This window comes from Sandaracinaceae bacterium (assembly GCA_016706685.1).
Taxonomy (GTDB): Bacteria; Myxococcota_A; Polyangia; order Polyangiales; family Houyiibacteriaceae; genus JADJJE01.
In genome coordinates this window covers 754,632-771,620 of the sequence record JADJJE010000001.1, presented here as the reverse complement: position 1 = coordinate 771,620, position 16,989 = coordinate 754,632, and the positions used below count along the sequence as shown (strand labels likewise).

Genomic DNA, 16,989 nt, shown 5'->3' with positions numbered 1-16,989 from the left:
CGCGGACGGAATGAGAGCGCCCCGTCGATCGCGGTGCGACCGCCGGGGCGTTCCGTGTCGTTGAGCCTACCGTGTGGCTCCCATCACAGCTGCTGGACGCTCACGCTCCCGCCGACCAGGCTCTCGGCCCGCTCGAAGATGGCGCGCCCCGCAGCGGGGCTGTCGCCCACGATACGCACCGCGAAGGCGCCGCCCGCCGAGCGGACGTCGATGTCGCGGATGGCTCCCTCTTGGAGCACGAGCGGGTCGGCCGGGTTCACCGCCTGACCGCCGCGCGCGTGGCACTGGAGCGCGCGCTCGAGGTACTGCTGGGTCATGCCGGGCTGCGCGTGGACGTGGACCACGGCGCCCATGGTGCGCACGGGCTGGATGGCGCGCGCCAAGAACACGGTCTCACGGATGGGGCTCACGGCGAACGCCGCGCCAGCGCCGTAGACCTGCTCCCGGACGGAGTCGTCGAGCGCGACACCTCCGCAAGCGCTGGCCTCCGCGCGAGCCGGAGCGAGCGGGGACTCCGGTGCGGCGACAGGGACACCGACGAAGCCAGTGAGAGCGAGGACGAGAGAGGCGAAGAGGGTCTTCTTGAACATGATGATGCTCCTTGAGAATTCAGGATGGGGGTGGGTGAGACTCCGCGCGCGCGACATCGCGCACCGGAGCGGGTGAACGGACGCCTCGACGCGAGTGGCTACCGGGACGTCGAGCGCATGGGCTCGCGGCACGGGGTTCGCTCGGAGTCGAGGCCAGCGTCGGCGCAGGGAGACGAAGAGCTCGTCCCCCCGGCCGCGTTCACGCCCTCGGAGGGCGGTCGAGGCCGTCGGGATGGAACTGCGACGCGAGCGCCGCTTCGCTCACCGGGGGCGGCGAACCGACGCGTGCGGTCAGGGCGTCCGCGGAAGCCAACGTGGCGATGTAGCGCCCGTCCAGGAAGGGCGTCTCGCCATCCGAGGACTCGGGGCGCTCTTCGCCACCCTTGGACGACTCGGTGGGATCGGAGGTCTGCTCCGCCTCCTCGAACGGCGTCTCGGGCTCGCTCTGCAGCGGAGCCGGATCGGCGACCAGCACGAGCTCCTCCGGAGCCGCGACACGTGGGGCTGACATCACCGCCGTTGCGGAGGCCACCGCTGTGGCGCCCGCTCCCAGCGCCGAGGCCGAGACGACGACACCGAACAGGTACACCAGCCGCATGGAGGTTCGCGTCATGCCTGAGTCGTACCTTTGGTCGGCGTGCGGAAACTGTCAAGACACCGATCGGAAATATATCGGAAACAATCTGACTGTTCAGGGCGCCGTCAGCTGCGATCGAAGCTCAGCAGCAGCCGTGCGTGTCCCGCCACCGGTGTCCCCTGCGACGTCTGTGCAGGCGCGAACTGCAAGCGGTCGGCGGCGCACGCGCGTGCTGCCCCAGCGAACCCCTCGCCCAGCGGCTGCTCGGCCATCACGCGCGTGGCGGCGATCCGACCGTTGGCGCTCACCTCCACCTCCACCTGCACGCGACCGTGGGCCACGTGCGCCCCCGGCGGGAAGTACCCGGCACAAGGGTTCCCCGCCGCGAGGAGCCGCGGTCCCTGGACGGGGGCTCCCCCGGCGGCCCCAGCGTCGCCCCCGGCAGCGAGTCCGGAGCCAGCACGGGCATCGGTCGAGCCATACCCGGTCCCCGCGCCCGAGGCACCAATCGTGGCGCCGACGCCCTCGGGTGCCCCGGCTGGCTGCGCCGCCGCGCTCGGGGCCGCCGGCAAGGACACCTCCTGTGTCTCCCCCGTGGTCTCGTGGACGGTCGGAGTGCGCGGCGGCGCGGCGTGGTGGGGACGGCGAGCGACGCGCGCGGCAACACGGGACCCCGACTCGCCGGGCCTCGGCGACGCGGGCTGCTCCCCGATCGCACCGCCAAGAGACGCCGCCGTCTCGAGCCAGATCACGCCCGCGCGCAGTTCCTCTTCGGCCGGTTGGCTCGGCTGCGTCCCAGACCATCCGAACAGCGCAGCCCCGTGTACGAGCACGGACAGCCCCCCTCCGAGGAGGTAGTGACGGCGGCCGAAGGGTGCACGGGAAGACACCTCTCCATGCTGGGGAGGCCGTGTTTCCGACCCATTTCGGCCTGTTGAATTCTTTCACCTCCGCCTCCGAGGCTTCCACGGGCGCTCCAGCGGCGCGGGCTGCACGCGGGCCTCGCTCGGCGCTGACGCCCTCGAGCGGCTTCAACGTGGGAAGAACCAGGACGGGTCGTTGAGGAAGACGTTCTGTCGAGCGTCCAGCATGAGGGCGCCGGCCGTGACCGTGGCGAGCAGGGTGATGGGCAGCAGCAGCGCGATGGTGGACCGCGCGGCGCGCCGCGCGAGGGTGGCGCGGGCTTCGCGGTAGTCCCCCACCAGCAACGACGCGCGCCGTGGCCAGTCCAGCGATGCACCCCGCAGGCCCGGCTGAGCGATGGCGCGGAACGTCCCCACCACGGTGACGCTCGCGCCGGGGGCGAGCGCATCGGGCCGCAGCTCGAGCGCGTGGGGCGTCTCGTGCACGCCGGGTGGCACCTGGAGGCGCGCCTCGCGACCCACCACCCACACATTGCCCTCCACCCGCAAGCCAGCCTGCGTGGCCACCAGCGCCGCACCGTCTTGCAGCAGCAGCTCGCCAGTGAACGCGGCCGTCGCGCTCCCGTGCCCGCTGAGTACCCAGCGCACCGCCCGGGCTCGTGACCACGCGCGCGTCAGCACCACCACCACGGCTACCCATGCGAGCCCGAGCACACCGAAGACCAGCGCGAGCCCCGGCGTCTCACCCGACCAGGCGAGCCACCCGCGCCCCGTGCCGAGGTGCGTCAGCGCGAGCGCCATCCCCGTCGCGAGCGCGGCCCATGCCCCCAGCATCAGCACCCCCGCCGTGGGCAGCTGGCCCTCACGCGGGTCCATGGGGAGCGTGGCCGACAGGCGCGCGTAGCGATGCACCATCATGCCGCTCGTGAGCCACGGCGCGAGCACCCACACCAGCATCCAGCCGAGCTGCCAGTACGCCGTCGCCAGCCACAGCGGCACGCCCAGCATGAGCCCCGCGAACACCGCCCCGCCCAGCAGCGGCAGGAAGTCGCGCGTGGCGAGCCCCACCGACGTCACCAGCACATCGGACAGGCGGTGCGGACGCCGCACGTCCAGGATCACGAACGGCACGAACGCGAACGGCGTGACGGCCCCGCAATACCCCGCAGCCAGCGTCAGGGTGAGCGCCGCGGTGCCCGGGTCCGACGACGGGTCCCTCCACGTGAGCCGCCCGGCCAGCGCGCTCGCGCACGCCACCGCCGCGATGTAGCCCGCGACGCCCACGAACACCCACGCCCCCGCGTGCACCCAGCGCCAGCCGATGCCGGTGCCGTCCACAGGCTCGGGCTGTGCGCCGGGGACGGCCAGCTGCAGCTGCGCGCGCATCAGGGCCACCGCGGCCACGGTGCTCGGCGCGATCCCGATCAAGCACACCCACGCGGGCACGGCCACCACGGCCACCACCCCGAGCACCACGCCGATGCCGAGCGAGGACCGCAGCAGCTCCCACAGGGAGCGCGGAGCGGGCAGCGTGTCGTCGGCGGACTCGGTCATCTCAGCGGCCAACGCTCCTGCTCCTGCGGAACGTTCCCCGCTCGGCACCGTGTTGTCATCGCAGGACGACCGCTGTAGCCTCGTCGTCGAGGTCAGTGGTGGGTAGGTTCGCAATCGGAGTGAGCGGTTGGGTGGTCATCCTCGTGGCGGGGTGTGCGCCGGTCCATGCGCCAGCGGCGATGCCATCATCCATCGATTATGAGGGCCCCGTCGCCTCGCGTGACATCGCGCTCGGCGGCTCCATCTTCTCGACCTTCTGCAACCCCTGCCATGCGGGCAGGGTGAACCCACGCGGGTACCGTTGGTCGCCCGCGCAGATGCGGCGGCAGATTCGGGAGGGCAACACCGCGATGCCTGGCATCAGCGAGGAGTACCTGAGCCAGGGCGACCTCGAGGCGGTGCTCGCGTTCCTCACGGTCATCAGCTCTGTGGATGCCGAGCTTCCGCCAGCGCCCCCTGCGGCCACACCCGACAGCCAGGCGGGCCAGTTGGCTCAGCCGCGCATCGGGCCGCAGTGACTATGGCAAGAAGTCGTCCTCGTCGTCCTCATAAAGTGCAGTGGTGGTTTAGTGGACACTGCGAGGAGGTATTGTGATGGATGTGGAAAGAGCAAAGAAAGAAGAGGAGGGGGGGGGGGGGGGGGGGGGGAGGGGGGGGGGGGGGGGGGGGGGGGGGGGGGGGGGAGGGGGGGGGGGGGGGGGGGGGGGGGTCCTCGGCGTCCGGGTCGCGCACCACGGCGTCTCCGATGGCGCGCATGAGCTGCGCGTGCACCTCGTCGGACTCGGCTCGGATGACGACGTCGATGGAGACCGCAGCGAGCTCGAGGCGCGCGATGGTCCTGCGTCGCGACGGACCGGTGAGCTCCAGGAGTTCGACGTCCTGACCCGCCACCCGCCCTTGGAACGTGCGCGCCTGCTCGTTCGTCGATGCGTAGTCTTCGGCGAGCGTGTTCGGCGAAGAGCTGAAGTGGAACGCCACCGAGAGCATGTCGGCCGGCCCGTCCACGTGCGCGGGCCGCACCACCGCGAACGCAGCCGTGTCCTCCCCGGAGTACTGTCGGACCACGAAGCCCTCCGGAACCACCAGCGAGATCCCGAGCCCGGACGAGAGCCCGAGGAAGCGCGTCCCACCGGCGGACGAAGGCGGTGCAGCGCGCTGAAACGAGCCCACGAAGGCCTCGAGCACGGCGCGCCGATCCGGCAGGCAGCCCTGTGCTTCGCAGAGGAACTCGAGCTGGATGACGGCGCCGTCGGGGGTGCTCACGTACAGGCGTGCGTCGGGGGGACTACCGCCGTCGCAGGTCGCCACCGGGGCGAATGCCACGACCGCGAAGCCGTCGGGGGCGGCGAGACCCGGTTCTGCCACCAGACGCGCTTCGGCTCCGGCGCACTGCGCTCGCCGCTCCATGGCCACAGCGTCTGCTGCGAACGTGGGCGTCACGCGTTGACCGATGTCGAGTGACTCGATGCGCAGGACGCCGCTCGTGCGCCGCAGCTGGTGCGTCACCACGGCGAGGATGCCCGAGGCGTCGTTGGGTGAGTCCGGCGCGATCCGCTCGCCGCTCGGCAGCAGCGCGTCGAGGTATCCACCTGCCAGCAGCACCCGCTCAGTGGGCGCGGAGCCGCCGGGACGAGCCCCACCACATGCCGCCACGGTGGCTCCGAGGAGAGCCGCCAAGAGCCAAACCGAGATCGAGGGCGTCACACGGAACCTCCGCAGTACATGGGATGCGGAGCTTCGCACGAATGGCTACCGCGCGGGTGTCACGGTCTCGCTTCGAGCATCTCGCGCAGCAGCGGTCCGGGATCGACGACGAACGGCGGAGGAGACGCCTCGGCCGCGCATGGGTGCGTGGGGAGCTCATCGGGCGCGTCGATGAACGCCGACACCGCCTGCCAGCCGCAGTCTGTGTGGAGCACGCCGTGCGCGGCGTTCGGAAAGAGCAGGTGGATGCTCGTGGGGAGCGAAGCGCGGGCGTCCTCGGCCCACGCGGGGTCCAGCAGGGGGTCGAAGTCGCCGCTCAGGAAGAGCACGGGTTCGTTGCTGGCCACCGGCTCGTCCTCCCGCGGGTCCACGGTGAGCTCCGCCCAGTGCTCGCACCGCTCGGCGGCCACGCGGTATGCGCTGATGAACGCAAAGCGCGGATGCGCGCTCGAGATGGCCTCGGCATCTGCGGCGGAGCTGAAGGGCACCTCCTCCGCACACTGCACCGACAGATGCATGCCGAACGCGAACGGATAGCGCGTGCCCGTGCGCGGCGCGAGCTCGCCGAACGCGATGAGCGGCGCATAGTCTTCGATGGCCGTGGCGTGGATGATGGCCGGGACCGTCCCGAGGAGCGCCGGCGTGAACGCGCGCAGCAGCAGCCCGATGAAGAGCGACCGGTCCAGCACCGCGGGCTGCAGCTGGCCATCGACGGTGAAGGAGATGTCGGGGGGATGGGTGGCGAGGCGCTCGAGGACCACGTCGAGATCCTGGGCGAGCGAAGGAAACGCCCCCGCGCAGGTGGCATCCGCCGCGCACGACTCGAGGATGCGCGTGAAGGCGCGGTCGAACGTCAGGGGCGCAGTCTCGAAGAGGTCCACCTCGGGCGGCGCCACCGCGTCCAGACTCGCGCTGCCCACCACCTCCGGAAAGTCGCGCAGCATGGTGAGGCCCACCCTGGTCCCGTAGGAGCTGCCGATCAGATGCAGCGAAGGCACGCCGAGCGCGGTGCGGAGGTCCGCGAGGTCGCGCGCGATGTCGGCGCTCGAGTACGCGGTGAGATCCACGGGCACGCGCTCGAAGCGCTCGCGACAGCGCTCGATGCGTTCACCTTCATCACCGCCGCCCTCGGTGCACACGAGCGAAGGGGACGACCGGCCAACACCCCGATAGTCGAGCACGATCAGGTCACGCCTGGCCCGCACCGGCGCAGACAACCCATACAAGTAGTCCAGCCGATCGAGGCCGCCGTCGCCTGGGCCGCCCGGGAGGAACACCGCTGGGCTCGCATCAGGAGCCGACGCGCCGCTGCGGAAGATGGCCACCGCGATCCGCACCTCATGCGACACCTCCGCGTCACGGTCCTCGGCCACGATGAGCGTCCCGCACTCGACCTGAGCGCCCTCCGGGACTTGGGCCTCACACCGGCCGAGCTCGAACCGCGGCGCGCTCCCACGCGGCAGCGTCGGCCGGTGCGAGCCATCGCGGCACCCCGACCCCAGCGCGAGCACGAGGAGAGGCACGAGCAGGAGGATGCGAGCGATACCCACGCCACGGAATGTAGCAGCCGCGAGCGCCGCCATCGGCTCATCGGAAGGTGGGTTCTCTGTGGCACCATCGGCCGCATGACCGAACCCACGCTCCACGCCGGCGGCTGCCACTGTCAGAAGGTCCGCTACGAAGTGAACATCGCGGCCGACACCGGGATGGGCTGCAACTGCTCGATGTGCTCCAAGAAGGGCACGCTGCTCTCCTTCGTCACCCCCGACGCGTTCACCCTCCTGTCGGGCGAGGACCACCTCACGGACTACACGTTCAACAAGCACACCATCCACCACCTGTTTTGCAAGACCTGTGGCGTGGGGTCGTTCGCCCGCGGCACGCGGCGCGACGGCTCCCCGATCATCGCCATCAACGTGCGCTGCCTCGACGGCTTCGACCTCGACGCAGTCACCGTGCAGATGGTCGACGGGAAGAGCTTCTGAATCCCAGCGCCGCGTCCCTGATGCGCGGTCACGGTGCGAGCAAGCGCACGTAGACAGCGCCGCTGTCGAGGGCGTCGTTGTTGGCCTCGTTGCCGTTGAGGCCAGTGGCAGCGCTGTCCTCGTTGGTGGCACCAACGGCGATCGTGCTTCCGGATACGGCCACGGAGAATCCGAACTGATCGAATGGGTCTGGATTCGATGCCTTGATGTAGGCCAGTTGGGACCACAAAGTGGCGCTTTGCGTGAACACGTAGACGGCTCCGCTCGCCTCGATTGTGGCGAACGGCGGGTCGTCGTTGAGACCAGAGCCACCACGGCTCTCGGTACGTGCGCCCACCACGAGCATGGTGTTCGAAAGTGCTACTGAGTAGCCAAAGGCGTCGGCGGGTCTGTTGGCAGTACGCAATGCCTGCTGGCTCCAAACACCGCCACTGCGGCCAAAGATGTAGACTGCTCCGGTCTGATGCTCTGGCGCCCCTACCGCTACGGTGTCACCGGAGAGCGCGACGGAAAACCCGAACTGCGCGCCGACCATCGTGTTGGATGCCTTCAAGTATGCTTGCTGCGTCCACGTGACACCGCTCCGCGTGAAGACGTACACAGCGCCGCTCGTCTCGCTCGCGTTGCTGGACTCGCTGCCGTCTACTCCTGTCGCGGCCGAGTCCTCTTCCCAGGCTCCGATCGCGAGTGTGTTTCCGTCGAGTGCAAGAGCCGTCCCGAACTCGTCGCCCGCGTCGGTATTGGACGCCTTCAGATAGGCCTGCTGGCTCCACGTGTTTGATGAGCGGGTGAATACGTACACGGCGCCACTCTGCACAGCCGTGTCGTCTGTTTCATCGTTGTTGACCCCCGTGGCCGTACTGTCTTCCCAGTTGGCACCGACGGCCAAGGTGTCACCGGAGAGTCCCAATGCGACTCCGAAAGAGTCCGTCGAGTCAGGATTCGACGCCTTCAGGTAGGCTTGTTGGCTCCAGGACGCTCCGCTCCGCGTAAACACGTACACTGCGCCGGTGGACTCGAGTGAGTTGTCGGCTTCGTCACCGTTGACTCCTGGGGCCGCGCTATCTTCACCTGGCGCACCCACTGCGATCGTGTCGCCGGACACGGCTACCGTGAACCCGAATCTATCGCTGCCTTGGACGTTGGATGCCTTGAGGTACGCCTGCTGAGTCCACGTCGCGCCGACGCGTGTGAACACGTACACAGCGCCACTGTCCACGGCCGTATCGTCGCTCTGCGTCCCGTCAATCCCGGTGTCTGCGTCTTCATCGGGGGCCCCTACCACGAGCGTGTCGCCGTCGAGCGCGACCGACCGACCGAACCGATCGGCCTCGTCCACGGTCGAGGCTTTGACGTATGCCTCCGCGAAATCTGCGCAGGGCAGGCCCAGCGCGACCTCACAGGCGTCTTCGCAGCTTGTATCCGACATGGAAGCGTCGTCGCCGGCATCGTTGAAAGTGTTGGCAGGGCATGGCGTACAGGCGTTCGCCTGGACGCGCTCGTCCTCCTCGCAAAGTCGCGGATCGCAGATGGTGTCACCCCCCGATGTTCTGTCGCCGGGAAGGTTGCTCGTACCCGGTGGACAGGCCACACACGCAGCGTCCTCCACGTACTGGTTGACCAGGCACGCGATGGCCCCGTCGGTCCCCGCGTCGTTGCCAGCTGCGTCACCTCCACAGCCGCCCACCAGGCCGCCGAGGGCCAGGGAAAGAATCAGGACGCTTCGGGGGCTGCGCTTGGTAGTCATCGTCTCCACTCTCCTTGTATCGGCGCTGAAGGTATCTCGGCGGCATACCCGTCGCAAGATCGTGCGAGCAATCAGGGGCCGCCCGCTCGTGTCGGGTGTTCGCTGGTCGGCCTCGGACTCGGCCTCGGACTCGGACTCGGACTCGGACTCGACTCGACTCGGACTCGGACTCGGGCTGGGACTCGGACTCGGGCTCGGACTCGACTCGACTCGACTCGACTCGACTCGACTCGGACTCGACTCACGGACTGCGCCCCCCTAAATCCCGCTGCCCTCGCCGTGCCGTCCCTCCCTCGGGATCAGCCGCCGCGCCGTCTCTCCACACCCCACGCGGTCGGCCAACGCGCGCGGGTCCGGGTCCTTCTCCGGGTCGCGCCCAATCAGCTCTTCCCCGCTGGCCGCCTTCATCACCGCCTCGTGGGTGCCCAAGTAGATGCGCCCGGTGCGCGCCATGCGCAGCAGCATGTCGGTGCGCGCCAGCACGTCACGGACTGGTCCCTTCACGTGCGTCAGCAGCAACCGCACCCCGCGCCCCTCGAGCTCGCGATCTAACGCGTCCAGCGTCTCGGCCGCCGCGCTGTCCAGCTGGTTCACGCCGGCCGCCTCGATCACCAGCGTGTGCATGGCCACGCCCTGCTCGCTCACGATGCCGCGCACGCAGTCCTGCAAGAAGGTCACGTTGCCGAAGTACAGCTGCGCGTCGATGCGCAGCACCACCACGCCGGGCTCCTGCACCGCGTGCGGGTGACGCTCCACGTTCAGGTAGTCCTCCGTGCCCGGGAGCCGTCCCAGCACCGCGAAGTGCGGCTTCGACGTGCTGATCAAGAACGCGCCCACGGACAGCGCCACGCCGATCAAGAGCCCCGTCTGTGCGCCCAGCAGCGCGGTGGCCACGAACGTCAGGCCGAGCACCACCGCGTCGCCACGCTTCGTGCGCGCGATGCGCTTGGCGGCGGCCACGTCGATGAGCTTGAGCACCGCCACGATCACCAGCGCGGCCAGGCTGGCCATGGGCAGCGCGTACAACGCGCCCGTCGCCACCATCAGCGCCAGGGCCACCAGCAGCGCCGTCACGGCACCCGCGAGCGGCGTGCGTGCCCCGGCGCCCGCATTGATGGCCGAGCGAGACAGCCCGCCAGTGACCGGGTAGCCGCCGAAGAGGCCCGCCGCGAGGTTGGACACGCCCAGCGCAGCCAGCTCTTGGCTAGGGCGCACCACGCTGCCCGGCTCGGCGATGGCGCGCGCCGTGGCGATGGCCTCGGTGAACGCCACCAGCGCGATGGTGAGCGCGGCGGGCACCAGGATCTCGTACGGGGCGCTCGCCAGGAAGTCGAAGCCGGGCACGGCGGGCATGGGCAGCCCGCGCGGCAGCTCGCCCACCACGCGCACGCCGTGGTCCTCGAGGTGCAGCAGCGCTGACACCACCAGCGCGCCACCCAGCACGATGGGCGAGGACGCGCGCGGCAACGGCTTCCGCAGCGCCAGCAGCAGCGCCACGCTCACCACCCCCACCACTAGCGTGGGCACGTGGGCCCCGCTCGCCCCCTTCACGGCAGCCCACACCACGGCGTGCAGCCCCTGGCCCGTGGGCAGCGAGATGCCCATCAGCGGGCCCACCTGGCCGCTGGCGATCAGCAGCGCCGCGCCTGCGGTGAAGCCCAGCACCACCGGACGCGACAAGAAGTTGGCCACGAAGCCGAAGCGCAGCACGCCCAGCACGAACAGGATGGCGCCCACCATCAGCGCCAGCAGCACGCCGTAGGCCACGCGGTCGGCCACGGCCACGGCACCGAGCGTGGCCAGCGTGCCCGCCACCAGCATGGAGTCGAGCGCCACCGGCCCCACGGCCAGGCGCCGTGAGCTGGCCAGCAGCGGGTAGAACAACGGCGCGGCGGCGGCGGCGTAGAGCCCCACGATGGGCGGCAGGTTCGCCAGCGTGGCGTAGGCCATGGCCTGCGGGATCAACACAGCCGCCACGATCACCCCCGCGATGACGTCCGCGCGCAGCACCGCACGGTCGTAGCCGCGCAGCCACGCGGGCCGCAGTGAGCGACGCTTCGCGGGTGTCTGCGCGGCGGCCGTCATGGGCTACTCGGCCTCCATGATGTCCATGATCTCGTCGTCGCCCACGCGCGTGGGCGCCTCGGCCAGCAGGCGCATCAGGCGGCGCGTGTCCCACGCACGCACGGCGAACAGGCTCGCCAGCATCACCGCCACGAAGCCCAAGAGCTCCACGCGCGCGCTCGGCAACGACACCAGCGCGGGCCCCGGGCAGAGCCCGGCGAGGCCCCAGCCAGCACCGAAGAGCGCAGCCCCCAGCAAGAGCCGGCGGTCCACCTGCGTCTTGGCCGGCGCATGGAAGATGGGCTCGAGCACGGGGCGCTCACGCCGCCTGGCCCACGCGAACACGGGCGTGGTCACCAACAGCGCGCCGCCCATCACGAACATGAGCGTGGGGTCCCACGCCTGCACGTCCAGGAAGCCGATGACGCGCGCCGGGTTGGTCATGCCCGAGAGCATGAGGCCCGCACCGAACAGCAGCCCGGCCACCAGAGCCACGGCCGCCTTCACAGCGCACCTCCGCCGAGCGCGCGCACGGCAGCCACGGTCAGCATGCCCACGCCGATGAACGTGAGGGTGGCGAACAGCGAGCGCGAGGAGAAGCGCGCCAACCCGCACACGCCGTGGCCGCTGGTGCAGCCCGAGCCGAGGGCCGTGCCAGTGCCCACCAAGAGGCCAGCGGCCAGCAGCTGCGCGAAGGGCAGCGTGGTGGGCGCCCCGAACACCGCCGGCTTCACCAGCGCGCCGACTGCGCCAGCGATGACCAGCCCCGACACGAACGCGCCGCGCCACGAGACCTCACGCAGCGGGGCAGCGAACATGCCGCCGGCGATGCCGCTGATGCCCGCGATGCGCCCGTTCATGACCCACAGGAGGGAGGCGGAGAGCCCGATCAGGAGCCCGCCCAGCAGGCCAGTGAGGCTGGCCATGGAGAAGAACGAAGATGTCATGGCGGCCCATCAAAGCACGCTTCGTGCCACGCATGGCCCGCGCACATCGCCGGTGAATTGCGTGCACCTCGTATATGCCTCGGGCAGCGCGAATGTTGCAGAGTGTTGCATGTGCCCCTGTTGCACGCGCAACGGTGTTGCAAAGCGTTGCGCCCCGCCGCGAATTCAGGCTCTGTGGGCTGGCACGCGGCGTGCTCTTGTTCATGCCGTCCCCCCGGACGAACGAACCCTACCAAGAGGCCACCATGCTCTTCCGACAGCTCTTCGACCCCGAGTCCAGCACCTACACCTACCTCATCGCGGACCCCGTCACGCGGCAGGCGGCGCTGATCGACCCGGTCCTGGATCAAGTGGAGCGCGACGCCCAGCTGCTGCGCGAGCTCGACCTCACGCTGGTCCACACCCTCGAGACCCACGCCCACGCCGACCACATCACCGGGTCGGGCTTGCTGCGCCAGCGCCTGGGCAGCCGCTCCGTGGTGAGCGACGCCGCAGGGGCCGTGTGTGCCGACGTGAAGGTCCGCCATGGCGACAAGGTGCACGTGGGTGGCATCACTCTGGAGGTGCGCGCCACGCCCGGGCACACCAACGGCTGCGTGTCGTACGTGACCGAGGACCACCAGAACGCCTTCACGGGCGACGCGCTGCTCATCCGCGGCTGCGGGCGCACCGACTTCCAGCAGGGAGACTCGGGCACGCTCTACGACTCCGTGCAGCAGCAGGTGTTCTCGCTGCCGGACGACACGCGCATCTGGCCTGGCCACGACTACCGCGGGCGCACCATGAGCACCGTGGGCGAAGAGAAGGCGCACAACCCGCGCCTCGGCGGCGGGCGCAGCAAGGACCAGTTCGTCACCATCATGAGCAACCTGAACCTGGCGCTGCCCAGCAAGATCGACGTGGCCGTGCCCGCCAACCTGGCTTGTGGCCTCGCGCCGCAGAGCGACTCGGCGCTGCCCATCGAGCGCGGCTGGGCGCCTGTCGAGCGGCTCAGCGACGGCACGCCCGAGGTGGACGTGGCCTGGGTGCGCGACGCCCACGCCGAGGTGCGGCTCATCGACGTGCGCGAGCAAGACGAGCTGACGGGCGAGCTGCCCATGCTCGAGCGCGCCGACTCGGTGGTGCTGGACAAGCTCAGCGAGCGCATGAAGGACGCGCCGCGCGAGGAGCCCATCGTGGTCATCTGCCGCAGCGGTCGCCGCTCGGCGGGGGCGGCGCGCACGCTCGAGGCCATGGGCTTCAAGCGCGTGGCGTCCATGCGCGGTGGCATGCTGGCCTACGTGGAGGCCGAGGGCGGCACCTGCGCCGTGTGAACGCGATCAGTCGTCCATGCCCAGCGCCCGCATGCGGCGCCAGAGGGTGGCCCGGCTGATCCCCAGGCTCTGGGCGGCACGGCCCCGGTTGCCCGCAGCCCGCTCGAGGGCAAAGCGGATGCGCGCAGCTTCGTCGCCCGCCTTGCCCGGCTCGGCGCTGCGTGTGGCCGGCACGTTCACGGCGGAGGCCTGGTCCACGGGCTCGCCACCCGCGCCCTGCAGCAGCTCGGGCGGCAGGTCGGACTCCACCAGCACGGGGCCGTCACCCATGGTGAACGCGTACTCGATGACGTTCTGCAGCTCGCGCACGTTGCCGGGGAAGGGGTGCGCCAGCAGCCGCGCCCGCGCGCCGCTCGAGAGGCTGAGCACCTGCCGCTCGCCGCGCGCATTCTGCTCCGTCACGAAGCGCTGCGCGATGTGCAGCACGTCGTCGCCGCGCTCGCGCAGGGGCGGGATGAACAGCGGCACCACGCGCAGGCGGTACATCAGGTCGGCACGGAACTCGCCGTCGGCCACGGCCGCCTGCAGCGAGCGATGCGTCGCCGACACGATGCGCACGTCGATGGGGATGGAGTCGCGCCCACCCACCGGCACCACCACGCGCTCCTGCAGCACCCGCAGCAGCTTGGCCTGCAGCTCGAGCGACAGCTCGGCCACCTCGTCCAGGAACAAGGTGCCCCCCGACGCCAGCCGGAAGTGACCCGGGGCATCGCGCACGGCGCCGGTGAACGCGCCGCGCACGTGGCCGAACAGCTCGCTCTCCAGCAGGTGCGGCGGCAGGGCGGCGCAGTTGATGGCGCGAAACGGACCGTCGCGGCGGCTCGACGCGTCGTGGATGCCCTGGGCCACCAGCTCCTTGCCGGTGCCCGTCTCGCCACGCACCAACACGGTGGCGCTGCGCCGGGCCACGCGCTCGATGTCGCGCAGCAGGCGCTTCATGGCGCGGTCACCCGTCAGGATCCCAAAGCGCGTGATGGGCGCGTCGGGGCCGCCGTCCTCCCAGCCGCTCGCCTCGAGCAGGAGCAAGAAGCCCTCGATCACCCCGTCACGCTTGATGGGCGTGCCGCGCACGTAGAGCACGCGCGTGCCGCCGTCCGGGTCCACGCGCGGGACCTCGGCGGCGATGGGCTTGCCCGCCGCCAGCGCCTCGGCGATGGGCCGCTGCGCGCCTTCGCCACACAGCACCTTGGCGGCGAACACGCCGGGGGCGAGCGGGGCGGCCATGAGCTGCTCGGCGGCCGGCGTGAACTCCACCACCCGCAGCTGCGGGTCCAGCACGATGGCGGCGCCGGCGATGTCCTCGAGGGCGAGCATGGAGAGCGTGGGCATGGCGCAGCCTACCAGGCTCCGACCCACGCGTTCTGACGGTCGCCTATTGATATGACCTTATGGTCATGTTATGAATCACACATGCACTCACCCCAGACCTGGTCGCGCTGCCTCCCACCCCGTCTCGCTTGGCTGTGGGTCGCGTGCACGGCAGCGGTCTGCGCTGGCTGCGAGAATCGCGTGGGCGACGGTCCGCCGGCCTCGTTCGACGACGCCGCGGTGGGCGACGCGGGCGTGCCGGACGGCAGCGCCGGTGACGCGGGCACGGAACTCGATCTGGGCGCGCCGCTCGACGCTGGCCATGACCAGGGCGTGACCTCACCCGACGACGGAGTGGCCCCCGACGATGTGGCGCCGGATGCGCTGCCGCTGGCCGACGGAGCCACCGGCGTCACGCTCGCTGCGAGCCACGAGCTCCTCTATCGCGTGGAGGTCCCGCGCGGCGAGCACGTGGGCTTCCGCTTCGACTTCGCGCCCACCACCGCGGCCGTGACCATGACGGTGGAGCGCTACGACGGCGTGGGTCCGGCGTACCTGGGCCTCACCAACGGCGGTCGCGGCATCCGCACGCTGGCGGTCTTCGAGCCGCAGGCCGCGCGCACGTACTGGGTGCGCCTCACCAGCAGCACCGCGCTGACCGGCACGCTGCACGTCACGCGCACGCCCTTCGCCGACGGGCCGGAGTGCCTCGGCGACTGCGACCGCCTGCTGCAGCTGCCGCTGCCCATCGACCCGGCCGTGGACGGCTACGACTGGACCCCCAGCACCGTGATGCGCTACCAGTTCGGGCGCCGCGACCTCTTGATGCTGGTGCGCTTCGCCGGGCAGTCCATGGCCGCCGCGGGCTACGCGCCCTTCATCCCGGAGGACTTCTCGCAGTGGGATGGCGAGACGCCCGGCACCGACACCGGCAGCCTGCGGCACGCGTCGCATCAGCGCGGCAAGGACGTGGACATCTCGCTCTATGGGCTGGACGGAGAGGCGCCCTGGCGCACCTACTGCCAGCTCATGTACGTGGACGGGCGCGAGTGCGTGGCCGGCACGGTCACCAACTATGACGGATACGCCAACGCGCGCATGTTCGGGGCCTTTTATCAGAGCGGTCGCGTGACGCGTGCCTTCCTGGACCGCGAGCTGATCCCGCCCACGCGCGATGGCGCCGACGACGCGGTGCTGGACGGTACCGTGGACGCCGACCTGCGGCCGCTCTACTCGGACGGAGTGCACCTCCAGCACTGGCCCAACCACGACAACCACATCCACGTGCGCGTGTCGGAAGACGCCTATCCGGTGAGCGCCGCGCTGCAGAAAGACGGCGCGCGAAGGCCTCGCTTCGTGGTCAGCGTGGGCGAGTTCGAAGCGCCCTGAGCGGCGCCGTCAGAACCACGCGATGAGCCCGAGCGCAGGCTGGATGACGCGCCCGTCGGGGTCGTAGGTGTAGCTCTCTTCCGTGGCTCCGCGCTGCCCGCGGACGGTGCCGTTGCCCCGCAGCCGCGCGATGGTGAGCTCGAGCGCGATCCAGAAGCGGCGCTTGCCGAGCGCCACGCCCAGCTGGCCAGCCACGTGGCGCAGCGAACCAGACCCGCGGAACTCCACGCGGTCGGTGCACTCGTCGTTCTCGCGCACACAGAGGTGGCCGCGCGTGCGCACGCGGCTGAAGAGGAGCTTGGGCCCTGCCCAGAGGTGCGCGCGCGACGAGCTGTAGCCCAGCATCAGCGGCAGGCCCACGTCCAGGCGCCGATAGCGTTCCACGAACACGCGGTCGTTGAAGCGGTTGATGGGCAGCGTGGACAGCGCGCTGCTCAGCTCGAAGCCCAGTGAGGCGTAGATGCCGGGGGCGATGCGCAGCACCTGCACGCGGGCGCTCACACCCACATGCGACCCGCCCACACGCGCGCCGATCTCGAAGTAGCGACTCACCCCGTAGGCCAACCGCACGGAAGGGTCCACCATGGGCGGGCTCAGCGAGCCGGCGTTCACCGCGTCGGCCAGCAGCTGGATCTCGCGCGGCTCGAGCACGCCCACCACTTCGTCCAGGGCCTGCAGGGCGTCCAGCGTGTCACCGGCCGACCCGACAGGCGCGTTGACCGCGAGCGACGTGGTCATGGCCAGGTGCGACTCGGGCGTGAGCCGCGCCGGCTGCATGGACGTGAGCGATGCCCCGCAGCCGCTGGCCCCCAGCCCCGCCATCAGCACCACCACGAGGACCACGAGGGACTGCATGCGCTCACACCATAGTCGGTCGGTTGGTGAGTGGCGACCGTTGGTCACCACTCCGGGAACTACGTCCAGAGCGGCACCAGACACTGTGAGTGG

Annotated in this window: 15 protein-coding genes and 1 pseudogene; 4 read left to right on the top strand and 12 right to left on the bottom strand. The window is 70.6% G+C overall.

Translation table 11 applies throughout. The features are described 5' to 3' along the window. Positions 1 to 83 precede the first annotated feature (83 nt). The 4 genes from IPI43_03260 to IPI43_03245 form a co-directional block, all read right to left on the bottom strand. A complete protein-coding gene (locus tag IPI43_03260) occupies positions 84 to 590 on the bottom strand; it encodes a hypothetical protein (GenBank protein MBK7773145.1) in 507 nt (168 codons plus the stop codon). 199 nt (positions 591 to 789) lie between these two features. Next, the gene (locus IPI43_03255) at positions 790 to 1,203 is read right to left on the bottom strand and encodes a hypothetical protein (GenBank protein MBK7773144.1); all 414 of its coding nucleotides are present in this window, start codon (positions 1,201 to 1,203) and stop codon (positions 790 to 792) included. An 89-nt stretch (positions 1,204 to 1,292) separates the two neighbouring features. Next, positions 1,293 to 1,508, bottom strand: a complete 216-nt coding sequence (locus IPI43_03250; GenBank protein MBK7773143.1) for an energy transducer TonB — start codon at positions 1,506 to 1,508, stop codon at positions 1,293 to 1,295. A gap of 690 nt (positions 1,509 to 2,198) precedes the next feature. Then, on the bottom strand, positions 2,199 to 3,584 hold the full coding sequence (locus IPI43_03245; protein MBK7773142.1) for a hypothetical protein: 1,386 nt from the start codon (positions 3,582 to 3,584) through the stop codon (positions 2,199 to 2,201). 179 nt (positions 3,585 to 3,763) lie between these two features. Between IPI43_03245 and IPI43_03240 the strand changes: the two genes are divergently transcribed. Continuing rightward, positions 3,764 to 4,102: a cytochrome c gene (locus IPI43_03240; GenBank protein MBK7773141.1), complete on the top strand. Its 339-nt coding sequence runs from the start codon at positions 3,764 to 3,766 to the stop codon at positions 4,100 to 4,102. Between the two features lie 28 nt (positions 4,103 to 4,130). On the opposite strand, the gene IPI43_03235 is transcribed toward IPI43_03240, so the two are convergent. Together IPI43_03235 and IPI43_03230 are read right to left on the bottom strand one after the other, a co-directional pair. After that, positions 4,131 to 5,288, bottom strand: a complete 1,158-nt coding sequence (locus IPI43_03235) for a hypothetical protein (protein ID MBK7773140.1) — start codon at positions 5,286 to 5,288, stop codon at positions 4,131 to 4,133. Positions 5,289 to 5,347: 59 nt separating this feature from the next. After that, the gene (locus tag IPI43_03230) at positions 5,348 to 6,838 is read right to left on the bottom strand and encodes an alpha/beta fold hydrolase (protein MBK7773139.1); all 1,491 of its coding nucleotides are present in this window, start codon (positions 6,836 to 6,838) and stop codon (positions 5,348 to 5,350) included. A 75-nt stretch (positions 6,839 to 6,913) separates the two neighbouring features. On the opposite strand from IPI43_03230, the gene IPI43_03225 reads away from it, so the two are divergent. After that, positions 6,914 to 7,273: a GFA family protein gene (locus IPI43_03225; GenBank protein ID MBK7773138.1), complete on the top strand. Its 360-nt coding sequence runs from the start codon at positions 6,914 to 6,916 to the stop codon at positions 7,271 to 7,273. A 28-nt stretch (positions 7,274 to 7,301) separates the two neighbouring features. On the opposite strand, the gene IPI43_03220 is transcribed toward IPI43_03225, so the two are convergent. The 4 genes and pseudogenes from IPI43_03220 to IPI43_03205 all read right to left on the bottom strand — a co-directional run bounded on the left by IPI43_03220 (position 7,302) and on the right by IPI43_03205 (position 12,010). Further along, positions 7,302 to 9,020, bottom strand: coding sequence for an integrin (locus IPI43_03220; protein MBK7773137.1), 1,719 nt, complete (start codon positions 9,018 to 9,020; stop codon positions 7,302 to 7,304). A 258-nt stretch (positions 9,021 to 9,278) separates the two neighbouring features. Next, positions 9,279 to 11,105 carry a sulfate permease gene (sulP, locus tag IPI43_03215; GenBank protein ID MBK7773136.1) on the bottom strand — a complete coding sequence of 609 codons (1,827 nt, stop codon included), beginning with the start codon at positions 11,103 to 11,105 and terminating at the stop codon, positions 9,279 to 9,281. Positions 11,106 to 11,213: 108 nt separating this feature from the next. Further along, positions 11,214 to 11,540: pseudogene (locus IPI43_03210) on the bottom strand (YeeE/YedE family protein). Between the two features lie 47 nt (positions 11,541 to 11,587). After that, positions 11,588 to 12,010 (bottom strand): YeeE/YedE family protein, encoded by a 423-nt coding sequence (locus IPI43_03205; protein ID MBK7773135.1) that lies wholly within the window; start codon positions 12,008 to 12,010, stop codon positions 11,588 to 11,590. A gap of 266 nt (positions 12,011 to 12,276) precedes the next feature. Between IPI43_03205 and IPI43_03200 the strand changes: the two genes are divergently transcribed. Next, complete coding sequence (locus IPI43_03200; GenBank protein ID MBK7773134.1) at positions 12,277 to 13,344, top strand: MBL fold metallo-hydrolase; 1,068 nt, start codon at positions 12,277 to 12,279, stop codon at positions 13,342 to 13,344. A gap of 6 nt (positions 13,345 to 13,350) precedes the next feature. Here the strand turns inward: IPI43_03200 and IPI43_03195 are convergent, their stop codons facing one another. Beyond that, positions 13,351 to 14,673 (bottom strand): sigma 54-interacting transcriptional regulator, encoded by a 1,323-nt coding sequence (locus IPI43_03195; protein MBK7773133.1) that lies wholly within the window; start codon positions 14,671 to 14,673, stop codon positions 13,351 to 13,353. Positions 14,674 to 14,754: 81 nt separating this feature from the next. On the opposite strand from IPI43_03195, the gene IPI43_03190 reads away from it, so the two are divergent. Next, complete coding sequence (locus IPI43_03190; GenBank protein MBK7773132.1) at positions 14,755 to 16,041, top strand: hypothetical protein; 1,287 nt, start codon at positions 14,755 to 14,757, stop codon at positions 16,039 to 16,041. Positions 16,042 to 16,050: 9 nt separating this feature from the next. On the opposite strand, the gene IPI43_03185 is transcribed toward IPI43_03190, so the two are convergent. Further along, complete coding sequence (locus tag IPI43_03185; GenBank protein ID MBK7773131.1) at positions 16,051 to 16,896, bottom strand: hypothetical protein; 846 nt, start codon at positions 16,894 to 16,896, stop codon at positions 16,051 to 16,053. Between the last annotated feature and the right edge of the window lie 93 nt (positions 16,897 to 16,989).

What these genes read in the sequence shown, in the direction of transcription:
- IPI43_03260 (MBK7773145.1), bottom strand. Translation starts at nt 590, where the DNA reads ATGTTCAAGAAGACCCTCTTCGCCTCTCTCGTCCTCGCTCTCACTGGC.
- IPI43_03255 (MBK7773144.1), bottom strand. Translation starts at nt 1,203, where the DNA reads ATGACGCGAACCTCCATGCGGCTGGTGTACCTGTTCGGTGTCGTCGTC.
- IPI43_03245 (MBK7773142.1), bottom strand. Translation starts at nt 3,584, where the DNA reads ATGACCGAGTCCGCCGACGACACGCTGCCCGCTCCGCGCTCCCTGTGG.
- IPI43_03240 (MBK7773141.1), top strand. Translation starts at nt 3,764, where the DNA reads ATGCCATCATCCATCGATTATGAGGGCCCCGTCGCCTCGCGTGACATC.
- IPI43_03225 (MBK7773138.1), top strand. Translation starts at nt 6,914, where the DNA reads ATGACCGAACCCACGCTCCACGCCGGCGGCTGCCACTGTCAGAAGGTC.
- IPI43_03220 (MBK7773137.1), bottom strand. Translation starts at nt 9,020, where the DNA reads ATGACTACCAAGCGCAGCCCCCGAAGCGTCCTGATTCTTTCCCTGGCC.
- sulP (MBK7773136.1), bottom strand. Translation starts at nt 11,105, where the DNA reads ATGACGGCCGCCGCGCAGACACCCGCGAAGCGTCGCTCACTGCGGCCC.
- IPI43_03205 (MBK7773135.1), bottom strand. Translation starts at nt 12,010, where the DNA reads ATGGCCAGCCTCACTGGCCTGCTGGGCGGGCTCCTGATCGGGCTCTCC.
- IPI43_03200 (MBK7773134.1), top strand. Translation starts at nt 12,277, where the DNA reads ATGCTCTTCCGACAGCTCTTCGACCCCGAGTCCAGCACCTACACCTAC.
- IPI43_03195 (MBK7773133.1), bottom strand. Translation starts at nt 14,673, where the DNA reads ATGCCCACGCTCTCCATGCTCGCCCTCGAGGACATCGCCGGCGCCGCC.
- IPI43_03190 (MBK7773132.1), top strand. Translation starts at nt 14,755, where the DNA reads ATGCACTCACCCCAGACCTGGTCGCGCTGCCTCCCACCCCGTCTCGCT.
- IPI43_03185 (MBK7773131.1), bottom strand. Translation starts at nt 16,896, where the DNA reads ATGCAGTCCCTCGTGGTCCTCGTGGTGGTGCTGATGGCGGGGCTGGGG.